This window comes from Streptomyces sp. NPDC058198, assembly GCF_042882605.1.
Lineage (GTDB): Bacteria > Actinomycetota > Actinomycetes > Streptomycetales > Streptomycetaceae > Streptomyces.
Genome location: NZ_JBHVVP010000004.1, coordinates 115,051 through 132,196 on the forward strand (window position 1 = coordinate 115,051; position 17,146 = coordinate 132,196).

The 17,146-nt window shown below is 68.3% G+C and carries 11 protein-coding genes and 2 pseudogenes; 6 read left to right on the plus strand and 7 right to left on the minus strand.

Annotated features, from left to right (window positions below; all coding sequences use genetic code 11):
- The first annotated feature begins 7 nt into the window (after positions 1-7).
- Positions 8-373 (plus strand): hypothetical protein, encoded by a 366-nt coding sequence (locus ACFVWW_RS16625; protein ID WP_384333704.1) that lies wholly within the window; start codon positions 8-10, stop codon positions 371-373.
- Positions 374-722: 349 nt separating this feature from the next.
- Here ACFVWW_RS16625 and ACFVWW_RS16630 read toward each other — a convergent pair.
- Positions 723-920 (minus strand): annotated as a pseudogene (locus ACFVWW_RS16630) (DUF1524 domain-containing protein); the annotation flags it as partial.
- Between the two features lie 126 nt (positions 921-1,046).
- Between ACFVWW_RS16630 and ACFVWW_RS16635 the strand changes: the two are divergent.
- From ACFVWW_RS16635 to ACFVWW_RS16650, 4 genes are read left to right on the plus strand one after another with little or no spacing between them, the layout of a single operon-like run.
- The gene (locus tag ACFVWW_RS16635; RefSeq protein WP_386879168.1) at positions 1,047-2,492 is read left to right on the plus strand and encodes a tyrosine-type recombinase/integrase; all 1,446 of its coding nucleotides are present in this window, start codon (positions 1,047-1,049) and stop codon (positions 2,490-2,492) included.
- Positions 2,489-4,297 (plus strand): hypothetical protein, encoded by a 1,809-nt coding sequence (locus ACFVWW_RS16640; RefSeq protein WP_386879169.1) that lies wholly within the window; start codon positions 2,489-2,491, stop codon positions 4,295-4,297. Before ACFVWW_RS16635 ends, ACFVWW_RS16640 begins: the two co-directional genes overlap by 4 nt.
- On the plus strand, positions 4,294-6,414 hold the full coding sequence (locus ACFVWW_RS16645; protein WP_386879170.1) for a hypothetical protein: 2,121 nt from the start codon (positions 4,294-4,296) through the stop codon (positions 6,412-6,414). Before ACFVWW_RS16640 ends, ACFVWW_RS16645 begins: the two co-directional genes overlap by 4 nt.
- A complete protein-coding gene (locus tag ACFVWW_RS16650) occupies positions 6,411-6,944 on the plus strand; it encodes a hypothetical protein (protein ID WP_386879171.1) in 534 nt (177 codons plus the stop codon). Before ACFVWW_RS16645 ends, ACFVWW_RS16650 begins: the two co-directional genes overlap by 4 nt.
- 26 nt (positions 6,945-6,970) lie before the next feature.
- Here ACFVWW_RS16650 and ACFVWW_RS16655 read toward each other — a convergent pair whose 3' ends face one another.
- The 4 genes and pseudogenes from ACFVWW_RS16655 to mfd all read right to left on the minus strand — a co-directional run bounded on the left by ACFVWW_RS16655 (position 6,971) and on the right by mfd (position 12,740).
- Positions 6,971-7,480 (minus strand): hypothetical protein, encoded by a 510-nt coding sequence (locus ACFVWW_RS16655; protein ID WP_386879172.1) that lies wholly within the window; start codon positions 7,478-7,480, stop codon positions 6,971-6,973.
- Positions 7,481-7,637: 157 nt separating this feature from the next.
- A complete protein-coding gene (locus tag ACFVWW_RS16660) occupies positions 7,638-8,405 on the minus strand; it encodes an HNH endonuclease family protein (protein WP_386879214.1) in 768 nt (255 codons plus the stop codon).
- Between the two features lie 132 nt (positions 8,406-8,537).
- A pseudogene (locus ACFVWW_RS16665) lies at positions 8,538-9,113 on the minus strand (HNH endonuclease family protein); the annotation flags it as partial.
- A gap of 78 nt (positions 9,114-9,191) precedes the next feature.
- Positions 9,192-12,740: a transcription-repair coupling factor gene (gene mfd, locus ACFVWW_RS16670; RefSeq protein WP_384187287.1), complete on the minus strand. Its 3,549-nt coding sequence runs from the start codon at positions 12,738-12,740 to the stop codon at positions 9,192-9,194.
- 283 nt (positions 12,741-13,023) lie between these two features.
- Here mfd and ACFVWW_RS16675 point away from each other — a divergent pair, with 283 nt between their 5' ends.
- Positions 13,024-13,470, plus strand: a complete 447-nt coding sequence (locus tag ACFVWW_RS16675) for a nitroreductase family deazaflavin-dependent oxidoreductase (protein WP_386879173.1) — start codon at positions 13,024-13,026, stop codon at positions 13,468-13,470.
- A 140-nt stretch (positions 13,471-13,610) separates the two neighbouring features.
- On the opposite strand, the gene ACFVWW_RS16680 is transcribed toward ACFVWW_RS16675, so the two are convergent.
- Positions 13,611-16,187, minus strand: a complete 2,577-nt coding sequence (locus ACFVWW_RS16680) for an ABC transporter permease (protein ID WP_384191668.1) — start codon at positions 16,185-16,187, stop codon at positions 13,611-13,613.
- Complete coding sequence (locus ACFVWW_RS16685) at positions 16,184-16,972, minus strand: ABC transporter ATP-binding protein (RefSeq protein WP_386879174.1); 789 nt, start codon at positions 16,970-16,972, stop codon at positions 16,184-16,186. Before ACFVWW_RS16685 ends, ACFVWW_RS16680 begins: the two co-directional genes overlap by 4 nt.
- Positions 16,973-17,146: the final 174 nt, after the last annotated feature.

Sequence of the window (17,146 nt, forward strand, 5' to 3'; positions counted from 1 at the left end):
CGCACCAATGGGTATTTACGTGTCGGTCAGAGGATGGCTGGAGTGCGACAAGAAACAACTCGCCGCAGCCCAAGAAATCATCTCCTCTCACGAAGACGATCATTACTCCAACGGATGGGGCACACCTCGCCAGCACGTCAACTGGACTCACTATCTGTTCTACGGCGCCGACATCCGCGAGTCGGCCCTGGACTGGCTCGTTCACCAGATCCGAGACATAGCGAGGATCCCGGCCTCCGACGACGACGGAGACCGCATCAGGGGCCTCTTCCTCGCCGGCCACGAAGTCGATGGCACGGCTGAATGGCAGGTTCGCGAGGGCCAACTCTTCATCTCGTCAGGCGACAGCAGACACCGTTACCTCGACGGATAGCCGACCCAGGAGGTCGATCACAGCCGGCTGATGGAACGCGTCCAAGAACGGGAGCGCCAAAGTCATGGCTCGTCGTCCGACCCAGCGGTCCTGATCGCCCAGCGCCCGCGCGAGGGACTCGGCCGCCCCCGCGTCCAGATCCTCGCCCGCCAGGTGCTCGCACGAAGGTCCGCGGACGAGGAACCGGCTCTGAGCACGCTGCGGACAGCTTGGCGTGAATGTGGGCGACTGTGTCGTCCATGGGCGCTTCTTTTCAGATGCAGCCACACCCTGTGTGTGCCGCGTTCGCCGACATCCTAGGCGGAGACGGCCCACGACTGAGCGCGCCGCCTGTCGGTTGCGCTCTGTCTCAGCCGCCGCACTGCGTCAGCATCATCTTCTTGTCCGCCGCGGTCACCGGCAGGTCGTACTTGAGAGAGACCTGTGCGAAGCGCACCGCGTACGAACAGCGGATCTGCTTGTTCGGCGGTAGCCAGGAGGCCGGGCCCGAGTCGCTCTTGGAGCCGTTGGTCGGCCCGTCGACCGGGATGAGGTTGAGCGGGTCGTTTATGTCGGCACCCGTAACTGTCTCAGCGATCATCCGGTTATGCATGCATACAGCTTGTCTCACGACGGGTAGGACGGCATGCGTACGGAAGAGGCAGCAGGGTCCGGCAGTGCACCTGAGGCAGTAGTGGTCCTGCATCGGACCGCCGGCCGACCGGCGACGTCAGAGAGCTTCGGCTTCGATGCCGAAGCGGTCCTGAAAAGAGCCGGGGTCCGCGAGGGGCGACCGTTCATCCTCGCCCCGGACGGCAGCTACGACCTCGAACTGAACCGGTTCCTGCGGGACATGGAGAACTGGGGCGTGAGATCGAAGAACGGGATCATCGGCTACAGCACCGACATCATGCTGTACTGCCGGTTCCTGTACGAGTCCCGTTGCGGCAAGGCCATCTGGCAGACGGACGGCGCCGACCTCCGTGCATACAAGGGCGTACGGCTGCACGGCACCGGCCCGGGCAGGGTGTCCGTGGCGACCTGGAACCGTTCCATCGCCGCGCTCGACAAGTGGGTTCAGTGGTCGCTGTACGAGGAGCTGCTGCCTGCGGAGCCGTTCCGGTACGTCGACAAGACTGTGGTGTCTCCGCAGGGACCGAAGCGGGTGCGGGTCAACGCGGACGCCGAGCCCGAGGTACCCCGGCAGCCGATCAGGTTCCTGTCTCACGAGGACTTCATGCTCTGGCGGGACGTCGGCCTCCGGGGTCTGCTGCCGGATGGCTCCCCGGACGCAAGGTGGCGGGGCCGCAACGGCGAACGCAACGCCCTCTTCGCCGATCTCCTGATCTGCACCGGCATGCGGCTGGGCGAGGCGGCCGGCCTTCTGGCGACGGAACTGCCGCCGGTCACCGGCAGACGCGTGATCGGCGACATCACCGTCTCGGCCGCCGTGGCGAAACGGAACAGAGCACGCACGGTGTATGTCCGCCCCCGGGTAGCCCGCGACCTGCACCACTACGTCGGCATCGAGCGCGACGAGTTGGTGCAGCGGCGACGCACTCAAGGCGTGTACGAGACGTGTGCCGATCTTCTGCCGGTACGCCGTGCGAACCGCCACGCGTTGGCGATCGAATGCGGGTCCACCTGGTTGTACTCACGGATCGGCACGGCGGACCGGGCACGGCTTATGCAGGTCGACGGTCAGGGGCTCGCGAACGGGCCTCTATGGCTGTGGCTGGGCGAGAACGGACTGCCGCTGCGGAGCAGTACGTGGCAGTCGGTCTTCCGGCGGGCGAACGAGCGGTGTACTGGCTTCGGGCTGGACTTCGACGTCCACCCACACACACTGCGGCACTCCTTCGCAGTGCACATGCTCGGCCTGCTGCTGCGGCAGACCGTCCGGGCGCTCGGCATGCGGGAGGACCGCCGGTTCACGCACGCCGAGGTGAAGCGCCTGCTCATCGGCAACCCTTTGCGCAAACTACAACTGCTGCTCGGCCATCGTCATGAGGCGACGGTCTACACGTATCTGGACGTGCTGGACGAGGCCCAGGAGATCGTGCTGGCGGCTCTCGGTGACTGGGACGAACAGGCCGCCGCGTTCGAGCAGGTCCGCCTGGGCACGGAGGAGGACCGGTGAGCCCGCGCCGCGTCCGCTTCCCCGCCGTTGTCGACACCCCTGCTGCCGCGGAGCCGGTGCCGTCGATCGGTCCGGTGGTCTTCACTGTGGATCTGAGCGGGAGCCCCGAACGCATCGACCTGTCCGGACTCCCGTGCCCACGCCTCACCCGGGCCCTCGCCACCGCGCTCGCCGAGGTCATCAGCCTTCCCGGATCTCTGCGTGACCGCAGCGCTGTCCGCTACGTCGTCAAGCGCGTGCGGGAGTTCATCCGGTTCACAGCCGCGGCCCTCCCCGAATCCGCCGACGACCTGCGGCTGGGCGACCTGGAGCCGGACCTCCTCGACGCTTTCGAGCTGCGGCTGATCGCCCAGTACGGGGAGGCGAGCAAGGAGCCATACCTGACCATGACGTACCTCGTGCGACTCCTGAAACTGGTGCACGAGGCACACCCCGCCGCCTTCGACGCCGCGTTCCACGCTCGCTTGGGATTCACCTCGGCATCGGCCAACCGCGTGACGAAACCGCTCGACGCCTATCCGTTCCCGGTGCTGGACGCCCTGGAGAACGCCGCCCGGGAAGACGTCGCCCGTATCCGCGACCGGATCCTGGAAGGCGAGAAAGTGGCCGCTACTGGACGCGACCCTCATCAGCACGGCTGGGACCGGCTGGAGAACGTCCTGTGGCACATCCTGAATCGCGGGCCACTGACGGCAGACGACATCTCGTACAAGACCCTTCGCCCCTGGGGCGGCAAGAAGGAACTCAACGGCCGCCTGCACCTGAGCCCGCGGGACTTGGTGCCTTTCCTTGTGCTGCTGGCCTGCCAGACCGGTATGGAGCCGGAGTGCATCCGGCGGCTGCGGTCCGATTGTCTGGTCAGTCCGGCACGCGGCTACGTCAGCGTCGCCTACGTCAAGAAGCGCGCTGCGGGCTCCACCCACAAGACGATCAGGGTCACCGACGGCGGCTCCCTGCGCTTTCCCGGTGGAGTGATCCGGCTGGCTCTTCGTCTGACAAAACGGATCCGTGAACTGATCGGTACTGATGCACTGTGGTGCGACGTCAGTGGGTTCGGGCATCCCCGCGCGCCCTTCGACGGCCTGCACGCCTGGTCGACCGTGACCCGGGAGTGGATGTCCGAGCACGGGCTCGACCGCCTGAGCGACCGCAGCGGACTGCCGGTCGTCCTCGATCTGCGCCGCGTTCGCAAGACGGTCAAGTCCCGGCAATACCTGCGCGCCGGCGGGGTGCTGGAGGACTTCGCGTCGGGCCACACGCGGCCGGTCGCGGCGAAGCACTACGCGGACATCGGCGCTCACCACGAGACCCATGAGCAAGCGGTGGAGGCGGGCCTTGAGCAAGCGCTGCGCGCGGCTCTGGTCCCGCCGGTGGTGCTGTCGGACGACGGTGACCGTCTTGACGACGGCGAGGCCGCGCTGAGCGCGAAGGAGATCGAGTCCGCGATCTCGGGTGAGCAGGACGTGTGGCTCGCCTCCTGCCGCGATTTCTTCGCCTCCCCGTTCGCGCGCAAACCCGGGGCAGCCTGCCCGGTCCCGGCCTGGGGGTGCCTGGAGTGCCCGAACGCGGTGTTCACCAGCCGCCACCTGCCGAGTCTGCTGTCCTTCCTGGACTTTCTGGAGCGGCAGCGCGAGGAGTACCCGACTGCCGAGTGGAACGCGCGGTTCGGGCTCGCGTGGGACCGCATCGTCCACGGCGTCCGGGCCCGCTTCAGCACCCGCCAGCTCACCACGGCGCAGGCCATCGCCGAGGCCGATGGCGTCCGTCTGCTGCTGCCCGAATCGTTCCTGGAGGCCATCACATGACTGCCGTGCCGAGGCCCAGAGCCGAGCAGCAGGGCCTGCCGCCCTCCGAGGAGTTCGCCCTCCCTGAGCGGCTCACACTCGGCCTGCCGAGCCGGGGGCCGCTCCTATCCGACGACACCTGGGACCTGCGGTGCGTGCTCCCCCGTACGTGGCGAACGTGGCGGCTCGACTTCACGCAGATCTTCGACCCGGTGACGCGCCACACGGCAAAGGAGTACGTCGCCTCCCGCCTGCGTCGGGGTTCGCTGGGCCTGGGTCCGATCAAGGCCACGGCGGCGGCTGGAGAGTTGCGGGTCTTCGTCGCTATCGCGGCGGATCTACGGGACGAAGGCGCCTCACGACTGTCCGAGGTGAACCGAACCCATCTCGATGCGGTGCTGAAGAAGTGGAAGAGCAAGCCGCACACGGCTGTCCGTAACGTGACGCTGCTCAAGCAGCTCTCGGCGCACGGACCATTCCTGTCCGAGGACAGGCTGAGAATCCTGCCGTGGAACGGCCGCAGCGCCTACAGTCTCGCCGGGATGCAACGGGTCAAGGGCGAGAACGCCACTCCCCGCATCCCAGAGGAGGTTCTCGCCCCTCTGCTGCGGGCGGCGGTCTTCTACGTGGAGACAGCGAGCGGCGACATCCTTGCCGCACGCAGGGAGATCATCGCACTCCAAGCAGCCCGCAAAGGCCGGAGTCTCGGGCACGGCCAGGCCCGGGCGCGAGTGCTGGCCTTCATCGCCGAACGTCGCACGGCAGGCCGGGGCATCCCCGCGGTTCCTCGCGAGACGGCCCATACCGTGCCGCACGCCGTCGCCGTCAACGGAGTACTGCAGGCCCCCAACCACACCCTCATCTCTCTCCTCGCCGGCTGCGGAACGGCCGAACACCTGCGAGCGCTGATGGTCGAGGCCGGGGAAGCCATTGGATACGAGGAGGGCGGGCTCGACACACGGCTGTCGGAGTGGCCAGGATCGGACAAGCCATGGCGGTCACGGCTCAGCCCCTTCAGCCTGGCCAACGAGCTGTCCTTCCTGCGCACCGCGTGCTGGATCGTCGTCGCCTATCTGTCGGGAATGAGGGACACAGAGGTGCGTGAGCTGGGCCGCGACTGCGTGCTCACCGAACGCGGGGCCGACGGGCGGACCCGGTACAAGATCCGCGGCAGGGTCTTCAAGGGGAAAACACGCAGGCTCAGCGGAGAAGAGGCCGAGTGGGTTGTCCTTGAAGTCGTCCACCAGGCCGTCGCCGTTCTCCAAGAGGTCAACGACGACCCCGGTCACCTCTTCGGCTACGACGGGGGTGGCCGCGACGGGCACGTGCTGCTGAGCAATCTGCCCCGGCGCATCCGAGCCTTCCGGGATCACCTCAACGAGCTGTTCAGCACACCGGATGGCCTCTACGTGCCCTTGGCCACGGCGACACCCAACGATCCCGGCCCAGGCGGGGATGACACAGCGGAATCTACCGCGCTCCCCTGGGCCTTCGACACCCGGCAGTTCCGCCGGACCCTCGCCTGGCACATCGCCCATCAGCCATTCGGCGTGGTCGCGGGCGCCCGCCAGTACAAGCATGCCGCGATCACCATGTTCGAGGGATACGCGGGAACCTCCGCCTCCGGCTTCGCCGACGAGGTCGCCGCCGAGGAAGCTGTAGCCAAGCTCGACTACGTCGAGGACCTTTACCACGACTGGAACGAGGGCGGGCGCTCGGCAGGCGGCGCCGCCCAGCGGATCGAGGCCGAGTTCGACCGAATCCGCAGCGAACTAGGCGGCCTGCCCGGCGTCGTAGCCAGTCCCGCCCGGCTCCGGACGCTGCTGCACCATCTGACGAGGACCCTGCACCCCGGTGTGCTCAACGACTGCTTCTACCAGGCTGAGACAGCCGTGTGCCGCAAGCGCGCCAAGCCTCTGGGCCGTCCCGTCCCCATGCTCGACATGTGCACGCGTTGCCCCAACTCACGCCGCGCTTCCGTCCACATGCCCCGCCTGGAGCGAGCGCGGAACATGGCGAAGGCCGAACTCGGCGAGGCCACCGGACTCTCGCATCTCCAGCAACTGGCCATCACCGAACACCTGGCCACGCTCACCCGCCTGATCGCCGAGATCGACCACGAGGACACCTCACGATGACCGACTCCATGGACGAGACCCTCCGAGTCATCCGTACCGCCTTCGGACGCCTCACCCGAGAGAACTCCGACCTGACCGACATCGACCGAAGGATCATGCGCGCCTTCGAGCAGCTCATGCTCGGCCGGCCCGGGATCACGGACGGCCGGACCTCGGCGGTGAACATCTGCGCCGAGGCCGGTGTCTCCAGAGCCTCGTACTACCGCTCGCCGGTCTCGGCGGCGATCAAGGAAATCCTCGGCGCCCCGCAGGCCAAGCGGCCCGAGGCCGACGAACTCAGGCAGGAGATCGCCCGGATCAAGAAGGCTGTGCACGAGCTCCGTATCGAGAAGGCCGCCGAGATCCGGGAACTGCGATCGACCGTCGCGGCGTACGCGAACCAGATCCAGACCCTCACGCTCAGGAACGCCGAGCTGGAAGCGGACTCCCGTCGCCTGCAGTCCCGGAACGCGGAGAGCCAGGACGGTGTGATCAGGCAACTTGAGCGCCGACGCGAACCTGCTCCGTCGTCTCCGCCGGTTCAGACGTGACGCGTCGATAATCTGTCGGCTGACTATCAGCCCTTCGGCTCTTCCACTGGCCGCTTGCTCAAGAACTGCTCCGCGGCCTCGACCGCTTCCCTGTTGAGCTCCTCAATGGAGACGCCCCAGCTCTCCTCCCAGCCGTCCAAATTGTGCGCACAGTGGACGAGTGGTTCGAGGTCTTCGGGATAGTCGAGGTCGTAGGCGATGTCCGCCCAGATGAGATACGTGCCGGTGGCAGGATCGATGGATCCGTCGACGATCTGACCAGCGATCCAGTGGGCCATGGCCCACTTTGCGGCCGTGGGGTCAGCCGGCAGGCGGAAGAGCAATCCCAGCTCCTCCAGCACGTGGTCGAAAAGCTCTGGAGCTTCGGGCTCTTCGCTCCGCAGGAGGCCTGCCAACATGGCGAGCGAGGGACTCTCGATTCCAGCGACCAGTGCGTCCAACCCCGCCTGGATTAGCCGGTCAGACCCAACATGCCTACCGAACGCCCTCTCGCGCGCGATATGGCTGAGATGTCTCCGGGCATCGTCCTGGGTCATTCTTGGGCTCCGTCGATGGTCAGGGGAGCACTCTTGCACGGCCGCCGAAGCTTTCACCATTGAGTTCCCAGGCGCCCACCTGGCGATCAGAACGTCAAGGTCCGCTTCCGTTGCAGACCTGAAGCCGACAAAGCCGAACATCTGGCGCCTGCGTATCTCAGGCACCGCACTGCTTGAGCATCATGCTCTTGTCCGCCGACGTCACAGAGAGCTTGTACTTCTCTGCCACCTGCGCGAACCGCACCGAGTACGAGCAGCGAATCGCCTTACTGGGTGGCAGCCAGGATGCCGGCCCTGAGTCTCGCTTGGCGGAGTTCGTCGGGCCTGAGACCGGCAGAAGATTCAGCACGTCGTTCGCCAACTGCTCCCGCTTGTCCTTGTCCCAGTGGGCGGCACCCATCTGCCAGGCGTAGGACAGTGGCACCACGTGGTCTATCTGTACCGCCGACGCCTCCGCCTTCTTCCAGGAAATGTCCTTGGCCGTGTACGGATCGTACAAGTTCATCGAGACGACCACGCAGGTGGAACCCGAGCGGAACTGGACCTTCTGACCATCCCGTTTCAACAAATCGTTCCGCGTGTCACAACCGTTCCTGGCCAGCGGCACGCCGTCCGCCGTATCCATCCACGCGTAGCCGAACTTGTCCCGTGCGTACCCCGTCTTCGGCCCTCGCCCCTTGGTATCAAGCTTGGCGATCAGGTCACGAGCCGCCGCTGTGTCCTTCGCGGAAGAGATCGCTGCCAGCCCCGGCTTTGTGCCGTCCGGATCGGCAAGCGGACTGATGCCGCGCGCGTCCGACACTGGCGGGCCGCCACCAGGCGACTGGCTCTCGCTGGAGAGAGGGCCTTCCTTACAACCTGTCAGCAATGCCCCGAGCACCAGCACGGTACAGATGAGGGCCCTTCCACGAGCAGCCCGGATCATGTGTTCCGTCACTTCCCCACCTTCTCGCCGACCACCGAGCCGAGACAGTTCCCGCGTGAGACATGGCTTCGCAGTACGGGGACCAATCCCCTGAGACACCACAGCGTGAGACACCTACGCCGCCAACATAAGGTCGTTGGCGATCTGCTCGCGCTTGGATTCGTTCCAGCGGGCGGCGCCCATCTGCCAGTCGTACGACAGCGGCATCACATGGTCGATCTGCACCTTCGTCGCCGACTGTTTGCGCCACTCGATGGACTTCCCCGTGTAGGGGTCGTGCAAGGTCATCGAGACGACGACACAGTCGGACCCCGAGCGGTAGCGCACCTGCTGACCGTCCCTGGCCAGCAGGTCGTTCCGCGTGTCGCAGCCGTTGCGCGCGAGGGGCACCCCGTCCGCCGAGTCCATCCAGGCGTAGCCGAACTCGTCCCGGTCGTAGCCGGTCTTCGGGCCCCGGCCGGCGGTGCGTACCGTGTCGATGAGCCGGCGCGCGGCCTTCTTGTCGGGCTCCGAGGTGATCGGCGCGAGCCCCGGCTTCGTACCGTCGGGGTTGCCGAGCGGACCGGCACCGTGGCCGGTTCCCGAGCCGGTTCCCCGGTCGCCGCTCGCCGCCGACTGCCCCGGATCCGGGACGAGTTCCTCCTTGCAGCCCGCGAGCACGAGCAGGGAGAGGGCAACGGCCCCTCCGCAACGACACGTTCGCGATATCCGTACCCGAAGTCTGCGCACGTCCGCACCTTACGTCCTGTGCCGGACGGGCCCGGCACAGGACGTGTGCCCCAGTTGTCAGCTGAGAATCGTGGTGAGGAACTCGCCTGTCCACACCAGCAGTTCGCGTCCCACCACCGGCTTGCCGCCGATCTTGCCCGCCGTCGGGCGCGGGACCAGGATCTGGTGGGCGCCCGGCTTGATGACCGTACGGGGATGGAGCCGCTTCAGCCGCAGCTCCTGGGACTCCCTCAGCTCCACCGGTGCGAAGCGGATGTTCGGGCCCTGGAGCACGATCTCGCCGACGCCGCACGCCCGCGCGAGCATCCGCAGGCCCGCCACCAGCAGCAGGTTCTCCACCGGCTCCGGGAGCTTGCCGTAGCGGTCGGTGAGCTCCTCGCGGACCGCGGTGATGTCCTCCTCCGTATTGGCGGAGGCAATCGCGCGGTACGCCTGTAGACGCAGCCGCTCACCCGGCGCGTACTCGTGCGGGACATGCGCGTCGACCGGAAGCTCGATCTTGACCTCCAGCGGCGGTTCCTCCTCCACCCCGCCTTCGAGGGAGGCGCGGTAGTCGGCGACCGCCTCGCCCACCATGCGCACATACAGATCGAAGCCGACGCCCGCGATATGACCCGACTGCTCGCCGCCCAGCAGATTGCCCGCGCCGCGGATCTCCAGGTCCTTCATGGCGACATACATGCCCGCGCCCATCTCGGTGTGCTGGGCGATCGTCGCGAGCCGCTCGTGGGCGGTCTCGGTCAGCGGCTTCTCCGGCGGGTAGAGGAAGTACGAGTAGCCGCGCTCCCGCCCGCGCCCGACACGGCCGCGCAGCTGATGCAGCTGCGAGAGACCGAAGTTGTCGCCGCGCTCCACGATCAGGGTGTTGGCGTTCGAGATGTCGATCCCGGACTCCACGATCGTCGTGGAGACCAGCACATCGAACTTGTTCTCCCAGAAATCCACCACGACCTGCTCCAGCGCCTGTTCCGACATCTGGCCGTGCGCCGTGGCGATCCGGGCCTCGGGGACGATCTCGCGCAGCCGGGCGGCGGCACGGTCGATGGACTCGACGCGGTTGTGGATGTAGAAGACCTGGCCCTCGCGCAGCAGTTCACGCCGGATGGCCGCGCCGATCTGCTTCTGCTCGTACGGCCCGACGAAGGTCAGCACCGGATGCCGCTCCTCCGGCGGGGTGGTGATCGTCGACATCTCGCGGATGCCGGTGACGGCCATTTCGAGCGTACGGGGGATGGGCGTCGCGGACATCGTGAGGACGTCGACATTGGCGCGCAGCTTCTTCAGCTGCTCCTTGTGCTCCACGCCGAAGCGCTGCTCCTCGTCGACGATGACCAGGCCCAGGTCCTTGAACTTGGTCTCGGCGGAGAACAGCCGGTGCGTCCCGATGACGAGATCGACCGAGCCCTCCCTGAGCCCCTGGAGGGTCGCCTTCGCCTCCGCGTCCGACTGGAAGCGGGACAGCGCCTTCACGACGACCGGGAACTGCGCGTACCGCTCGGAGAACGTGCCGAAGTGCTGCTGCACCAGCAGTGTCGTCGGGACCAGGACCGCGACCTGCTTGCCGTCCTGGACCGCCTTGAAGGCCGCCCGTACGGCGATCTCCGTCTTGCCGTAACCGACATCGCCGCAGACCAGCCGGTCCATCGGGACCGTCTTCTCCATGTCCTCCTTGACCTCGGCGATCGTGGAGAGCTGGTCGGGCGTCTCCACGTACGGGAAGGCGTCCTCCAGCTCCCGCTGCCAGGGGGTGTCGGGGCCGAACGCGTGACCGGGGGCCGCCATCCGCGCCGAGTAGAGCTTGATCAGGTCGGCGGCGATCTCCTTGACGGCCTTCTTGGCGCGCTGCTTGGTCTTCGTCCAGTCCGCGCCGCCGAGGCGGTGCAGCGTCGGGGCCTCGCCGCCGACGTACTTGGTGACCTGCTCCAGCTGGTCGGTGGGGATGTACAGCCGGTCCCCGGGCTGGCCGCGCTTGGCGGGGGCGTACTCGACGAGCAGATACTCGCGGGTCGCGCCCTGCACGGTGCGCTGCACCATCTCGACATAGCGGCCCACGCCGTGCTGCTCGTGGACGATGTAGTCGCCCGCCTCCAGCGTGAGCGGATCGATGGTCTTGCGGCGCTTGGCGGGCATCCGCGCGCCGTCCTTGCCGGCCGCCTTCTGGCCCGACAGGTCGGTCTCCGTGAGCACGGCCAGTCCGAGGGCCGGGTCCACGAAGCCGTAGTCGATCGAGCCGCAGGCGACATGTACGACGGCCGGGGCGATCTCGGCGAGGCCGCCCGCGGTCCGCGCGCCGGGGGTGTCGAGCCGGGCCGGGATGCCCTCGCCGCGCAGGACCTCGACGGTACGGGACGCCGTGCCGTGGCCCTCCGTGACGAACACCGTCCGCCAGCCGTCCGCGAGCCAGCCCTTCGTGTCGGCGAGCGCGCGGGCGGTGTCGCCCCGGTACGACTCCGGGGCGTGCATCCCCAGCGTGATGGACTCTTCGGAGAGCTCCTCGTCCACGGCGAACGGGGACACCGACCACCACATCATGCCCAGCTCACGCGCCCGGTCCCGGACGTCCGCGATGCCCCACAGCGAGGCCGCGCCCACATCGATCGGGGCCTCGCCGCCACCCGCGGTCGCCGCCCACGACGCCTGCAGGAACTCCTGGCTGGTGGCCACCAGGTCCGCCGCGCGGGTCCTGACCCGCTCCGGGTCGCAGACCAGCGTCATCGAGCCCTTGGGCAGGACGTCGAGCAACAGCTCCATGTCGTCGACGAGGACCGGCGCGAGGGACTCCATGCCCTCGACCGCGATCCCCTCGGCGATCTTGCCGAGCAGTTCGCCCAGCTCCGGATGGAGCTCGGCGAGGGCGGCGGCCCGCTCCCGTACCTCGGGCGTCAGCAGCAGCTCCCGGCACGGCGGCGCCCACAGGCCGTGCTCGGCGACCTCCAGGGAACGCTGGTCGGCCACCTTGAAGTAGCGGATCTCCTCGACGTCGTCGCCCCAGAACTCCACCCGCAGGGGGTGCTCCTCGGTGGGCGGGAAGACATCCAGGATGCCGCCGCGGACGGCGAACTCGCCGCGCTTCTCGACCAGCTCGACCCGGGCGTACGCGGCGGCCGCCAGCGCTTCCGTGACCTCGTTCAGGTCGGCGCTCTCGCCGGTGCGCAGCGCGACGGGCTCCAGCTCGCCGAGGCCCTTGACCTGCGGCTGGAGTACGGACCGCACCGGCGAGACCACGACGCTGACCGGACCGGCCGACGGGTCGTCCCGCACCGGGTGCGCGAGCCGGCGCAGCACGGCGAGCCGGCGTCCGACGGTGTCGGAGCGTGGTGAGAGCCGCTCGTGCGGCAGCGTCTCCCACGACGGGTACTCGACGACGGTGTCCGGGTCCAGCAGGGACCGCAGGGCCGCCGCCAGGTCCTCGGCCTCCCGGCCCGTGGCGGTCACGGCCAGCACCGGCCGCCCGGCCTCACGCGCCAGCGCGGCCACCGCGAAGGGCCGCGCGGCGGGCGGTCCCACCAGGTCGACATGCATGCGGTGACCGTCGGTGGCGGCCTTCACCGCTTCGGCGAGCGCCGGGTCCTTGGTGACGGCGTCGAGCAGACCGTGCAGGCTCATGAAGGGGGTTTCCGTCCGGGTCCGAAGAGCGAGGGGCAACGCGAAGGGCCCGACACGTCTCACGGGCCGGGGTCCTCCAGCGTACGACGCCGGTGTGACACCCGGGACCGGAGCGCGGTCGCGGGGCGAGGCCGCACGGTCACTGTCCGGGCGAAACCGGGAATGATCTCACCAGCTCCGGTCATTGAGCGAAGGAAAAGACGCGAAAAGACGCGGCCGTGACCGGCGCGGCGTGAGATTCCGTAGATTCCGACGCGAGATTCCGCAGATGGGGATGGTCAGCATGCCTCTTGAGGGTGAGTACGAGCCCAGTTCGTTGGCGATGGCACGCGAGCAGGTCGAGGTGTACGAAGGCTCGGGCGGTACGGAAGGGACGACGCTGGGCGGCCGCCCCGTCATCGTCCTCACGACCCGGGGCGCGAAGAGCGGCAAGATCCGCAAGAGCCCGCTGATGCGGGTGGAGCACGAGGGAGCGTACGCCGCCGTGGCCAGTCTGGGCGGCGCCCCCAAGCACCCGGTCTGGTACCACAACGTCGTGGCCGACCCCCGGGTGGAGCTCCGGGACGGCACCGAGCGCTGGGACATGATCGCCCGCGAGGCCACCGGGGAGGAGAAGGCCATGTGGTGGGAGCGCGCGGTCGCGGCCTTCCCCCCGTACGCCGAGTACCAGGAGAAGACGGACCGCCGGATCCCGCTCTTCATCCTGGAGCCGTCACCGACCCCGCACTGAGCGCCGATGGGCTGACGCCGGACGGCCCCGCACACCACGCGGTCCGGCCCCGGTGGGCGTTGGAGGACGCCCACCGGGGCCGGAAGCCCCCACCGTATCGCTCCGCTCCCCCGCTCCCTGTTACTCCGTGGCTATCGCGGTTACTCCGTGGCTATCGCGTTGAGCACGTTCATCCGGCCCGCCCGGAAGGCCGGGATCAGGGCGGCGAACAGGCCGACGAAGGCCGAGGCCACGAAGACCGTCAGGATCGTCGGCCACGGGATCTCCAGGACGCCGAGGCCCTCCAGGGCCAGCAGCTTCTGGGCCGCCGTGCCCCAGCCCATGCCCAGGCCGAGACCGAGCAGGGCGCCGAAGAGGGCGATGACGACCGACTCCAGGCGGATCATGCGCCGCAGCTGGCGGCGGGAGAGACCGATCGCCCGCAGCAGACCGATCTCGCGGGTCCGCTCCACCACCGACAGGGCCAGGGTGTTCACCACGCCCAGCACCGCGACGATGATCGCGAGGGCCAGCAGGCCGTAGACGATATTGAGCAACTGGCCGATCTGGTCCTTGAGCTGCTGCTTGAAGTCGGTCTGGTCCTGCACCGTGTACTGCGGGTAGGCGGCGAGCGAGTCCTTGAGGGCCGCGTACGCCTGCTTCTCCTTGCCGTCCTCGGCCGCCGCGAACATGATCATGTTCTTGGGCATCTTGTCGGCGGGCACGTACCGCTCGGCGGTCGAGATGTTCGTGTACATCGCGCCCTTGTCGACGCTCGTGTCGTCCGAGGTGATCGCCGCGACCGTCAGCCGGGCCGTCTTTCCGCCCGGGAAGACGACCGACATCGTGTCGCCGACCTCGACGCCGTGCTTCGTGGCGTACGTGTCGCCGACCGACATCGCGTCCTTCCCGTACGCCGCGGACAGCTCACCCCCGACGGTCTCGCGGCGCAGGTCCTGCGCGTACGTCGGGTCGGCGGCGACCACTCCGACGCTGTCCGTCTTGCCCGCGGGGTCGGTCAGCTCGACGTCGACCCACTTGTACTCGGTGACGTACGCGATGTCCGGCGCCTTCTCCAGCGCCGCCTGGGCCTGCGGCATGATCGGCTGGCCGTTGCCCGACTGGATGATGAAGTCCGCGCCGACCGACTTGTCCAGCTCTTCGGTCGCCGAGGCGACCATCGAGGAGCCGACCACCGAGAGACAGGCCACCAGCGCGAGCCCGATCATCAGGGCGGCGCCGGTCGCTCCCGTACGCCGCGGGTTGCGCAGCGCGTTGCGCTCGGCCATCCGGCCGACCGGGCCGAACATGCGCAGCACGACCGCGCTGAGCACCCGGACCAGACCGCCCGCGAGCAGCGGGCCGATGACGACGAAACCGATGAGCGTGAGGACCACGCCGAGGCCGAGGAAGAGCGAGCCCTCGCCGGCCTTGTCGGCCTGCGTGGAGACGAGCAGGGCGGCGGTGCCGCCGCCCGTGAGAACCAGTCCGATGCCCGCCCTGATCCATCCGGCCCGGCCGTCGGCCGGCGTACCGGCGTCGCGCAGCGCGGCCATCGGGGAGATCTTCCCGGCCCGCCGGGCGGGGATGTACGCGGCGAGGACGGTGACCACGACGCCGAGCACCAGCCCGATCGCCGGAGTCGTCCACTTCACCGTCAGATCCTGCGTGGACAGCTCCATGCCCATGGTGGCCATGAGCTTCATCAGCCCGACGGCGAGCCCCACCCCGGCGGCGACACCGGCTATGGAACCGAAGATCCCGAGCAGCACCGCCTCCAGCAGCACCGAGCGGTTGACCTGCTTACGGCTGGAGCCGAGGGCCCGCATCAGGCCGATTTCCCGGGTCCGCTGGGCGACCAGCATCGAGAAGGTGTTGACGATCAGGAAGATGCCGACGAGGAAGGCGATCCCGGCGAAGCCGAGCATGGCGTACTTGATCACGTCGAGGAAGGACCCGACGTCCGAGCGGTTCGCGTCCGCGGCTTCCTGCTGCGTCTGGAGCTTGTACGGGCCGTCGCCGATCGCGGCCGCCACGTCCTGCTTGAGCCGGGTGTCGCTGACGCCGTCGGCGGCGGTGACGTTGATGTGGGTGAACCGGCCGGTGTCCCCGAGCAGGGCGCGCTGGGCGGTGGCGGTGTCGAGGAAGACGATGGCCGCACCGGGGTTGGTCACGGTGAACGAGGCGATACCGGAGATCTTCGCCGTGAGGTCGCCCGTGACCGCGATGGTGCGCAGCTCGTCACCGATCGCGAGGTGGTGCTTGTCCGCGGTGTCGGCGTCGACCATCACCTCGGTGGGGCCGCGCGGGGCGTGGCCGGAGGTGATCTCCATCGAACGGAGGTCGTTGCGCGTCCAGTTGCCGGCGATCGTCGGGGCGCCGCTGGTCGCGCCCACGTTCTCGTTGTCGGCGTCGACGACGGTCACGCTCATGCTGCTGACCGCGCCCTCGGCGGACTTCACGCCGTCCGCCTTCTCGACCGTCGCCACGGCCGAGGCCGGCAGCGACTCGGGCTTGCCGGTCTGCGAGACCTCGTCCGCGCCCTTGGCGGCCTTGGGGCTGACCGTGACATCCGAGGAGGTCGCGGCGAAGAGCTTGTCGAACGTGGTGTTCATGGTGTCGGTGAAGACGAGCGTGCCGCACACGAACGCCACCGACAGGAGGACCGCGACGGCGGAGAGCGCCATCCGTCCCTTGTGCGCGAAGAAGTTGCGCATCGAGGTCTTGAACACGGTCACGACGTCCGTCCCCGCGCGTCGAAGTCCTTCATACGGTCGAGCACGGCGTCGGCCGTCGGCCGGAACATCTCGTCCACGATGCGGCCGTCGGCCAGATACAGCACGCGGTCCGCGTAGGACGCGGCGACCGGGTCGTGCGTGACCATCACGATCGTCTGGCCCAGCTCGTCGACGGACCGGCGCAGGAAGCCCAGCACCTCGGCGCCCGCCCGCGAGTCCAGGTTCCCGGTCGGCTCGTCACCGAAGATGATCTCGGGCCGGGCGGCGAGCGCCCTGGCCACCGCGACGCGCTGCTGCTGGCCGCCCGAGAGCTGGGTCGGCCGGTGCTTGAGCCGGTCGGCGAGCCCCACGGTCTCCACGACCTTCTGCAGCCACGGGCCGTCCGGCTTGCGGCCGGCGATGTCCATGGGCAGCGTGATGTTCTCCAGGGCGTTGAGCGTCGGCAGCAGGTTGAACGCCTGGAAGATAAAGCCGATCCGGTCTCTGCGCAGCTGCGTGAGCCGCTTGTCCTTGAGCTTCGTGATCTCCGTCTCGTCGAGGTGGATCTCCCCCGACGTCACGGTGTCCAGACCGGCGAGGCAGTGCATCAGCGTCGACTTGCCGGAGCCGGACGGGCCCATGATCGCGGTGAACTGCCCGCGGTCGATGTCCACATCGACATGGTCGAGCGCGACGACCCGGGTCTCCCCCGAGCCGTACGCCTTGACGACCTGCCGCGCTCGCGCCGCGACGGCCGTACGCCCTCCAGTACCCCCGTGCCTGGGAATGGTCACAGCCGTTGTCACGGTAAGTCTCCTATTTCGCTTGATACTTCGATGAGGCCGGTAGACCGGTGAGGATCGATTCACCGGTGCCGTCGTCGGGTGTGTGATGAGTCTGCTGTCTTCAGGGGCCCCGGCGCGCTGGTGCGCAGCGCAGTCTTCGCCTGGGGTTTTCCCCACCCCCCTGCTGCGGTGAGC

Excerpts from the sequence above, each read along its gene's own strand:
- ACFVWW_RS16625 (WP_384333704.1), top strand. The coding sequence starts at position 8 with ATGGGTATTTACGTGTCGGTCAGAGGATGGCTGGAGTGCGACAAGAAA.
- ACFVWW_RS16645 (WP_386879170.1), top strand. The coding sequence starts at position 4,294 with ATGACTGCCGTGCCGAGGCCCAGAGCCGAGCAGCAGGGCCTGCCGCCC.
- ACFVWW_RS16650 (WP_386879171.1), top strand. The coding sequence starts at position 6,411 with ATGACCGACTCCATGGACGAGACCCTCCGAGTCATCCGTACCGCCTTC.
- ACFVWW_RS16655 (WP_386879172.1), bottom strand. The coding sequence starts at position 7,480 with ATGACCCAGGACGATGCCCGGAGACATCTCAGCCATATCGCGCGCGAG.
- ACFVWW_RS16660 (WP_386879214.1), bottom strand. The coding sequence starts at position 8,405 with ATGATCCGGGCTGCTCGTGGAAGGGCCCTCATCTGTACCGTGCTGGTG.
- mfd (WP_384187287.1), bottom strand. The coding sequence starts at position 12,740 with ATGAGCCTGCACGGTCTGCTCGACGCCGTCACCAAGGACCCGGCGCTC.
- ACFVWW_RS16675 (WP_386879173.1), top strand. The coding sequence starts at position 13,024 with ATGCCTCTTGAGGGTGAGTACGAGCCCAGTTCGTTGGCGATGGCACGC.